Annotated in this window: 7 protein-coding genes; 1 reads left to right on the top strand and 6 read right to left on the bottom strand. The window is 66.9% G+C overall.

The window, feature by feature from the left end; genetic code table 11:
* Positions 1 to 303: 303 nt before the first annotated feature.
* Both leuD and leuC read right to left on the bottom strand, forming a co-directional pair.
* On the bottom strand, positions 304 to 942 hold the full coding sequence (leuD, locus tag F620_RS0112495) for a 3-isopropylmalate dehydratase small subunit (RefSeq protein WP_019570812.1): 639 nt from the start codon (positions 940 to 942) through the stop codon (positions 304 to 306).
* 3 nt (positions 943 to 945) lie between these two features.
* On the bottom strand, positions 946 to 2,355 hold the full coding sequence (gene leuC / locus F620_RS0112490; protein ID WP_019570811.1) for a 3-isopropylmalate dehydratase large subunit: 1,410 nt from the start codon (positions 2,353 to 2,355) through the stop codon (positions 946 to 948).
* Between the two features lie 297 nt (positions 2,356 to 2,652).
* On the opposite strand from leuC, the gene F620_RS0112485 reads away from it, so the two are divergent.
* Positions 2,653 to 3,540: a LysR family transcriptional regulator gene (locus F620_RS0112485; RefSeq protein WP_019570810.1), complete on the top strand. Its 888-nt coding sequence runs from the start codon at positions 2,653 to 2,655 to the stop codon at positions 3,538 to 3,540.
* A 297-nt stretch (positions 3,541 to 3,837) separates the two neighbouring features.
* Here the strand turns inward: F620_RS0112485 and F620_RS0112480 are convergent, their stop codons facing one another.
* From F620_RS0112480 to F620_RS0112465, 4 genes are all read right to left on the bottom strand, one after another.
* Positions 3,838 to 5,004, bottom strand: coding sequence for a GGDEF domain-containing protein (locus tag F620_RS0112480; protein WP_019570809.1), 1,167 nt, complete (start codon positions 5,002 to 5,004; stop codon positions 3,838 to 3,840).
* Positions 5,005 to 5,096: 92 nt separating this feature from the next.
* The gene (arsJ, locus tag F620_RS0112475) at positions 5,097 to 6,332 is read right to left on the bottom strand and encodes an organoarsenical effux MFS transporter ArsJ (RefSeq protein WP_026331460.1); all 1,236 of its coding nucleotides are present in this window, start codon (positions 6,330 to 6,332) and stop codon (positions 5,097 to 5,099) included.
* Positions 6,333 to 6,720: 388 nt separating this feature from the next.
* Positions 6,721 to 7,245, bottom strand: a complete 525-nt coding sequence (locus tag F620_RS0112470; protein WP_019570807.1) for a DUF302 domain-containing protein — start codon at positions 7,243 to 7,245, stop codon at positions 6,721 to 6,723.
* Positions 7,246 to 7,399: 154 nt separating this feature from the next.
* Positions 7,400 to 9,100 carry a 2-isopropylmalate synthase gene (locus tag F620_RS0112465; protein ID WP_019570806.1) on the bottom strand — a complete coding sequence of 567 codons (1,701 nt, stop codon included), beginning with the start codon at positions 9,098 to 9,100 and terminating at the stop codon, positions 7,400 to 7,402.
* Positions 9,101 to 9,223: the final 123 nt, after the last annotated feature.

The raw sequence follows: 9,223 nt of genomic DNA, 5'->3' as shown, positions 1-9,223 counted from the left end.
CCCTTCCCCGGAAGGGCTGACCCTCGCCCGTAGAGAAGGGCAGCTCCGCGACGAAGTGAAGTCCGGTCGGTAACCAACCCGCGTATATCAGAGTGATCCACCGTCGCAATCCGCTTCTCGTGCCCTGCCTCGAAGGCATGGAAAACAGGAGGTCTCGATCGAACACTACAGCCAACCGTTGACAGGTCAATCCATATCAGGAGGCCAGCCCTCTGGCCGATTGGGCGCCAGGACAGGCTCCATCGGCCAGAGGCTGGCCTCCTACGGGGGTAACCCCGTCCTGGCGCCCGGTCGATCCGACCGTTATTCCACCATCCACGGGCGTTCCTGCCGCAGGTGTTCTTCATAGGCGCGGATGTCATCGGCGTACTGCAACGTCAGGGCGATATCGTCCAGCCCGTTCAGCAGGCGGTGGCGCCGGTCCTCGTCGAGCGTGAAACGAAACACCGTACCGTCCGGCGCCGTTACGGTCATCTCTTCCAGGTTGACCTCCACCTGCGCACCCGGATTCGCCTCCACCTGCTCGAACAGGTTCTGCACCTCGTCCTCGGCCAGCACCACCGGCAGCAGCCCGTTCTTGCAGCTGTTGGAGAAGAAGATGTCGGCGAACGACGGCGCGATCACCGCGCGAAAGCCGAAGTCGGTCAGCGCCCACACCGCGTGCTCGCGCGAGGAGCCGCAGCCGAAGTTCTTGCGCGCCAGCAAGATGGTCGCCCGGTCATACGGCGGCCGGTTGAGCACGAAGTCAGGGTTCGGCCGGCGCTGCGAGTGATCCATGCCCGGCTCGCCCGGGTCCAGGTAGCGCCAGTCGTCGAACGCATTGGGGCCGAAGCCAGTGCGCTTCACCGACTTCAGGTACTGCTTGGGGATGATCGCGTCGGTATCGACATTGGAGCGGTCCAGCGGCGCGACGATCCCGCGGTAAACGGTAAAGGCCTGCATCGCTCAGCCCTCCAGCTTCGACGGTTCGATGAAATGCCCGGCGACGGCCGCCGCGGCCGCCAGCGCGGGGCTGACCAGGTGGGTACGCCCGCCCTGCCCCTGGCGGCCCTCGAAGTTGCGGTTCGAGGTCGAGGCGCAGCGCTCGCCCGGCTCCAGCCGGTCGGCGTTCATCGCCAGGCACATCGAGCAGCCCGGCTCGCGCCACTCGAAGCCGGCATCCAGGAAGATCCGGTCCAGCCCTTCCTGTTCCGCCTGCTGTTTCACCAGCCCGGAGCCCGGCACCACCATTGCCAGCTTGATGTTGTCGGCCTTCCTGCGACCCTTCACCACCTCGGCGGCGGCGCGCAGGTCCTCGATGCGCGAGTTGGTGCAGGAGCCGATGAACACCTTGTCCGGGCGGATCTCGGTGATCGGCGTGCCCGGCTTCAGGTCCATGTATTCCAGGGCGCGCTGCATGCCTTCGGCGCGCACCGCATCGGACTCGGCCGCCGGATCCGGCACCCGGCCATCGATCGGCGCGACCATCTCGGGCGAGGTACCCCAGCTCACCTGCGGGGCAATCTCTGCGGCATCGAGCTCCACGACCGCGTCGAACTCGGCATCCGGGTCGGAAACCAGGGTGCGCCAGTACTCGGCGGCCCGCTCGAACATCTCGCCGGTCGGCGCCTGCGGCTTGTTGCGCACGTACTCGATGGTCTTCTCGTCCACCGCCACCATGCCCGCGCGGGCCCCGGCCTCGATGGACATGTTGCAGATACTCATGCGGCCCTCGATCGACAGGCTGCGGATCGCCGAGCCGGCGAACTCGATCGCGTAGCCGGTGCCGCCCGCGGTGCCGATACGGCCGATGATCGCCAGCACGATATCCTTGGCAGTCACGCCCGGGCGCAGCTCGCCCTCCACGCGGATCTGCATGGCCTTCGTCTTTTTCTGCCACAGGCACTGGGTGGCCAGCACGTGTTCCACCTCGGAGGTGCCGATACCGAAGGCCAGCGCGCCCAGCGCGCCGTGGGTGGAGGTGTGCGAGTCGCCGCAGACCACCGTCATGCCCGGCAGGGTCGCGCCCTGCTCCGGCCCGATCACGTGCACGATGCCCTGGCGCACGTCGGCCATCGGGAAGAACTTCAGCCCGAAGCCGGACACGTTGCTCTCCAGCGTCTCCACCTGAGTGCGCGAGACCGGATCCTCGATCCCGGCATCGCGGTTGGTGGTGGGCACGTTGTGGTCCGGCACCGCCAGCACGGAATCCCCGCGCCACGGCTTGCGCCCGGCCAGGCGCAGACCCTCGAAGGCCTGCGGACTGGTCACCTCGTGCACCAGGTGGCGGTCGATGTAGAGCAGCGTCGAGCCGTCCGGCTCTTCGCGCACCACATGGGCCTCCCACAACTTGTCGTACAGGGTCTTGCCTGCCATTTCTCACTCCCGCGGCCGCGCCGCGATATTCCGAGCCGTGTCTTCGGTGAACGGCCGTAAAAGCCCCCTGCAGGAGGCCAGCCCTCTGGCCGATTCGACGTTGGGGCAAATCGGCCAGAGGGCTGGCCTCCTGCGGGCGGGCCTACCGATCACATCCTCAGTCTGCGGCTGCCGCGATATTCTTTCAAATCCGATTTCTTATCCGTATCATTCCATATGGTTATCAATCGGCGGCAGACGAGCCGGATTCCGCCATCGAATCGGCCATTATCGCACGCGGCCCCCGGAGAGACAGGCATGCGCCCGGAGCAACTGAGTGTTGAGTCCCTGCAGGCCTTCGTCGCGGTGGTCGACACGGGTGCGTTCTCCGCGGCAGCCGAACGTCTGCACCTGACGCAGCCAGCGATCAGCAAGCGCATCCACTCACTCGAGGCCACCCTGGAACGCCCCCTCTTCGAACGTCAGGGACGCCGCGTGCGCCCCACCGAAGTCGCCGAACGCCTGCTGCCCGAGGCCCGCGAGATCCTCGCCCGGCTGCGGGCGATCGAGCAGCAGATCGCGGATCTGGACACCGTGGTACGCGGTCGCATCCGCCTGGCCACCTCCCATCACATCGCGCTGCACCGCCTGCCCGACCCGCTGGCCGCGCTGCGCGGGCGCTACCCGGAACTCGAACTCGAGCTGGCATTCATGGACTCCGAGGCGGGTATCCAGGCCGTGCTGCACGGCGACGCCGATCTGGCCCTCGCCACGCTGCCCGAGTCGCTGCCCGACGGAATCGAGGCCCGGACCGTGTGGACCGACGAACTGGTGCCCATGATCGCCCGCACGCAGGCTGTCCGAGCGCCCGGCGACACCCTCACGCGCCTGCGGGACTGGCCGGCCATCCTTCCCCCGGCGGATTCCACCACCCGTCGGCGGATCGAACAGGCCCTGGCCGCGACGGAGCTGCGCCCGGCCGCCGCCCAGGAGAGTCCCTATCTGGAGGTGATCCGCATGATGATCGCCGCGGGTCTCGGCATCGGCTTCCTGCCACGCGACATGGCCACCGACGATCTCGCGGTGCTCGACTGGCCGGGGCCCCCGGTTGTCCGTTCCCTCGGCTGGGTACGCCACGCCGCTCGCTACCGCTCGCGTGCCCTGCAGGCCGTCATCGAGGAACTGGAAGGCGCGGCGCAGACCTGAATTCTCGCCGCTCAGGGAAACACTGATCAATGTACACGCTCGCGTTGGCACCCCAGGTTCCGCGAGACAAGGCGCGGTGCGCAGCCGGTAGTGGTTCTACCGGCAAGTGCCGCAACGCAGGATCGGGGAACCTGGGGTGCCAACCCCCACAATTTATTGAATGCAGGGGCTCGGCCGCTTTTGCGCGCGCACGGCGTTGCGGCTCCCTTGTGCAGAATGACTGCACGGCGGTCGCCGCGCCTTGTTCGCACGCAAAAGCGACTCGAGCGCGAACGTGTACATTGATCAGTGTTTCCCTCAGGCGGCGTCGTCGGCCTGCACGCGCACACAGTTGCGCCCTTCGGCCTTGGCTTCGTACATACCCAGGTCCGCCCGGGCCAGAACGGCATCGATCGATTCCTCCGGCATCCAGGCGGCCACCCCCACGCTCGCGGTCATGCGCACCACCGCATTCCCGCTCTGTACGCAAAGGGCCTCGACCTCGGAACGCAGGCCCTGCGCGCGCTTCTCCGCCCGTTCCAGCGGCACGCCTGGCAGCAGAACCCCGAACTCCTCGCCGCCCAGCCGGGCCAGGGTCTCGCCGGGCTTCAGGGCATCGATCAGCACCCGCGCCACCCGACGCAGGAGCTCGTCACCGACGGCATGACCGTGGCGATCGTTCACACCCTTGAAGTGGTCCAGATCCAGCAGCACGACGGTCAGCGGCTCCCCCTCCAGACGCGTGCGATGGCGGGCCGCCTCGGCGGCATCGAAGAATCCGCGCCGGTTGGCCACGCCGGTCAGCGGATCCGTGGTGGACATCCGCACCAGCCGGTCCATGGCCGCAAACTGCCAGTGGCGCAATGTATCCTCGCGATGCGCGATGGCCAGCAGCGCAAGCAACACGAAGGAGACAAACAGCCCCGCCAGTCGGGCCTCGGCTTCCTCGGCGCCGGCGGCACTGCCAAGCACCACCCCCCAGGTCGCGAGTAACAGGACCACGGTGAGTCCCCAGCGCCAGCGACCGGTGTTCGGCAGCAGCAGCACGAACACCACCCCGACAAACGCGAACTGGCTGACGTCCAGCGCCGGATTCGAGTGTTCCAGTCCATAGACAAAGGTCAGCGCGAGGGTCAGAAGCGTCACGCCAATGCCGGTCAGCGGGGCGACGGTGAGCAAGCGTTCCGGCCAGCGCCAGACACTCACCGCCGCCGCCACGAGCATCACCGCGAAGATCCCTCGCAGCCCCAGCGCGAGCGAAAGCCATTCGGCCTCCAGGCGCGACAGATCCAGCGAGACCAGCGCCCCCAGCATGGCCAGTATCAGCGCGAGGACTACCAGGAACGTCCCCCGCATCCCGCGCGAACGCTCGCTGCGAAAACGTCCTTCCAGCTCCCGGTCCGGGAACTCGGCCGTCCACGGGGAAGGGCGCGGCAGCGACACCGGGAGACCGCCATACGGCATGTAGCTGGGACGATCGGCCACCCGCTTCCCCTTCGAATGGATATTGACAGTGCAGGATCCCACCACAGCTGTGAGCGTACCAGAGGCATACCGTGACCGGCACGGGGATTCGCTCAGGCGTGCAGGGCCTCGCGCGGCAGCGCCGAGGAGATCATCCAGGCGGCAAAGACAAACAGCGTGGAAGCCACCAGCGCCCCCTCCAGCCCCCAGAGCATGAAGATCGCGCCGGAGGCGACGGTTCCGACCAGACGCCCCCCGGCATTGGCCATGTAGTAGAAGCCGACCTTCATCGCGACCCGGTCGGCCTCGGCGTAGTCGAGGATCAGGAACGAGTGCACGGCGGAGTTGATGGCGAACACCACGCCGAACACGCCCAGCCCGATCATCAGCACCCAGGCCGGATCCAGGCCCGTCTCCAGGCCGATCACGATGCCGATGGGCAGCAGCATCAGGATGAAGGCCCAGAGCCGCGCGGTCATCCCGGTCGGGTGCAGCCCGCCCCGGCCCAGCAGGCGCGGCACCGACGCCTGCACGATGCCGTAACCGATCACCCACAGTGCCAGAAACGCCCCCACCTGCATGTGGTTCCAGTCCAGCGTCGCGCTCAGGAACACCGGCAGGGCGACCACGAACCAGACATCGCGCGCGCCAAACAGGAAAAAGCGTGCGGCCGAGAGCACGTTGATCGCGGTGGAGTTCGAGAACATCCGGGTGAACTTCGGCTTGCCGCCGACCTTGCCAAGGCCACGCGGCAGCCCGACCACCGAGAACAGCATCACCACGGCGAGCATCCCGGCCAGGACCACCAGGGCCATCTGGAATCCGACCGAGTACAGCAGCGCCCCACCGACGAAGAAACCGACCCCCTTCAGCGCGTTCTTGGAGCCGGTGAGCACCGCGACCCAGCGAAACAGACGCCCTTCGCCGTCGCCGGCGACCAGCTTCACCCCGGATTTCGCGCTCATCTTGTTCAGGTCCTTGGCGATCCCCGACAGGGCCTGCGCGAACATCACGTACGCCACGCCCAGCCACGCCTCGGGCACCGTGAGCATCAACAGCGCGGCGACCTGCAACAGCGTCCCGCCGATCATCGTGGTGTTCACCCCCAGCCGCGCGGCCAGCCAGCCGCCGGTAAGGTTGGTGACCACCCCGAACAGCTCGTAGAACAGGAACAGGAAGGCGATCTCCAGCGGGCTGTAGCCCAGCTGGTGGAAGAACAGCACGACCAGCATGCGGATCGCGCCGTCGGTGATGGTGAACGCCCAATAGTTCGCGGTGATGCGCGCGTAGGCGCCCACGCCGAGTACCGGCGAAGCGTCAGGATCCGGACCAGGGAAACGCTGATTCATGTACACGCTCGCGCTCGAGTCGCTTTTGCGTGCGACCAAGACGCGGTGACCGCCATGCAGTCATTCTGCACAAGGGAGCCGCAACGCCGTGCGCGCACCCGTTTTCGATAACAACGGGCGGCCGAGCCCCTGCATTCAATAACTTGTGGGGGTTGGCACCCCGGGTTCCCCGATCCTGCGTTGCGGCCCTTGCCGGTAGAACCACTACCGGCTGGGCACCGCGCCTTGTCTCGGAAAACCCGGGGTGCCAACGCGAGCGTGTACATGGATCAGTGTTTCCCTGGGGGCCGCCTTGCTCATCGCGGCGGGGAGTGTAGAGAAAAAGAATGAACGCCGCATTACGCCACGGCGGGGCAACGCGCACCCCGCCGTGGCCGTCGACTCATGCTCAGAAATCGCCGGTCCGGCCGGCTTCGACGATGCTGTAGATGGTGTCTCTCACCTCGCGCGCGACCTCTTCCAGATCCTCCGGCAGATCCGTGGCATGCAGCATCATGTCCATGTTGGTGGTCACGATCCAGCCCTGGCCCTCGTCATCCTCCACCACCGCGATGCGACACGGCAGGAAACTGGCGAAGATGATGTCGTGCTGCACCATTTGATTGGCGATCAGGGCATCACAGAACGCCAGAATGCGCATGTAGTTGCCCTCGCCGCCCATGGCCGTCACCTGCTCGGAAAGCGGCAGGTTCGCCACTTCCTGAAAGTTGCGCAGATTGGCCCGCAGCTGCATCGACTCCACCGCCTCCTCGACGCTCACCCCGTCCTCGATCCGGAACACCTCGGCGCTGTGCCGCACCATCTGCTGAAGCGTTTCGCGATCGAGTTCCGGTTCCTGCGCGTCGTCCGGCGCCGAGGCCATCAGGACCGGAGCCCAGCCCAGCAGCAGCACAAACAGAATCCAGCGTTGCATATTTCACCTCCCTCCGTTGCGCGACCTCCGGCCGCTTCTCCGAGAGGTTAGACCACTCAACGGAACAAAGGCGCCAAACAACAAAAAACTCCGCATCGCTCGCGCGACACGGGGTTTGCGGTGAACACCCCTGGGACCGTCACATGACGGACGTTCAGGCACTGGCCGCGGCCATCACCGCATCCGGTATGCGCGGGGCCTCGTTGCCCAGGCGCCGGCCGGCGGCATTCAGGACCGCTTGCAGGGTCGCGGCGGTGGTGTCCTCGCCCAGGGCCACGCCCACCGAGCGCTCGCCGTCCACCGAGACATCCACCGCGGCCATCGCGCGCGCCTCGGTCCCGGCCTCCACCGCGTGCTCGTCGAAATGACTGACGCGCACCTCCACGCCGCGGCTGGCGTGCAGCGCCTCGGCCAGCGCCTCCACCGCGCCGTGACCGGCCCCGTTCAGGCGGGTCTCCTGTCCGGGAGGACCCACGGTGGCATCCAGGCGCACCACCGGCCCTTCCTTCTCCATTTCGTAGCGCACCAGATCCCAGCCCGGCACCGGCGCCAGGTAGTGCTTCTCGAACAGCTCGTGGATGCGCTGCGAGGTGACTTCCTCGCCGGAGGCCTCGGCGTCCTGCTGCACGATGCGAGCGAACTCCACCGCCAGCCAGCGCGGCAGCTCGATGCCGTAGTCGCGCTCCAGCACGTGGGTCACCCCGCCCTTGCCGGACTGCGAGTTGATGCGCACCACTTCCTCGTAACGCCGTCCCAGGTCGCCCGGGTCGATCGGCAGGTAGGGCACGTTCCAGTAACCACCGTGCTCCCGGTAGTGCGCCAGACCCTTGCGGATCGCGTCCTGATGGCTGCCGGAGAACGCGGTGTAGACCAGCTCGCCGGCCCACGGATGGCGCGGATGGATCGGCATGTCGGTGCATTCCTTGTACACCTCCATCAAGCGCTCCATGTCGGACAGGTCGATGGTCGGATCGATGCCCTGCGAATACAGGTTCATGCCGACGGTGACCAGGTCCATGTTGCCGGTGCGCTCGCCATTGCCGAACAGCGTGCCTTCCAGGCGGTCGGCCCCGGCCAGCAGGCCCAGTTCGGCCGCCGCCACGCCGGTACCGCGGTCGTTGTGCGTATGCAGCGACACGCAGATGTGTTCGCGGTGCTGCACGTGGTCGCAGAACCACTCGACCTGGTCGGCGAACACATTGGGCGTCGCCGATTCCACCGTGGCCGGCAGATTGATGACCACCTTCTGGCCCTGATCCGGTCGCCAGATCGCCGTCACCGCGTCGACCACCTCGACGGCGTAGTCCAGCTCGGTGGTGGAGAAGCTCTCCGGCGAGTACTGGAAGACCCAGTCGGTCTGCGGGTACTTCGCGGCGTAGTCGCGCACCCAGCGCGCGCCGTTCTCGGCGATGCCGCGGATGCCATCGCGGTCCATGCGGAATACCTGCTCGCGCTGCGCCGGGTTGGTGGAGTTGTACACGTGCACCACCGCGCGCGGCACACCCTCCAGGGCCTCGAAGGTCCGCGCGATCAGATCCTCGCGCGCCTGCGTCAGCACCTGCACGTACACGCCCTCGGGGATGCGCTGCTCGTCCACCAGCCGGCGGGTGAAGTCGAAGTCGATCTGCGAGGCGGCCGGAAAGCCGATCTCGATCTCCTTGAGCCCGATGTCCACGAGCACCTCGAAGAAGCGCATCTTCTGCTCCACGCTCATCGGGTGCACCAGCGCCTGGTTGCCGTCGCGCAGGTCCACCGCGCAGAAACGCGGGGCCGCGGTCGTGCGGCGCGCGGGCCAGCGCCGGTCCGACTTGTCGATCGGCGGGAAGGGGGCGTACTTGGTGTGATCGAAGCTCATGACGATCGGTCTCCTGATACGGATGCTTACGGCTTTCCTGTTGGGACAACAGAATAACGCAGAGTTCGCCGCAGGGAATTGCGAATTATCCCCATGGCGTTTCCATTTCGCCACGGGATTGCG

The sequence above is a fragment of the Thioalkalivibrio sp. ALE11 genome (assembly GCF_000381205.1).
Classification (GTDB): Bacteria; Pseudomonadota; Gammaproteobacteria; order Ectothiorhodospirales; family Ectothiorhodospiraceae; genus Thioalkalivibrio.
This window is presented reverse-complemented; position numbering and strand designations above follow the sequence as displayed.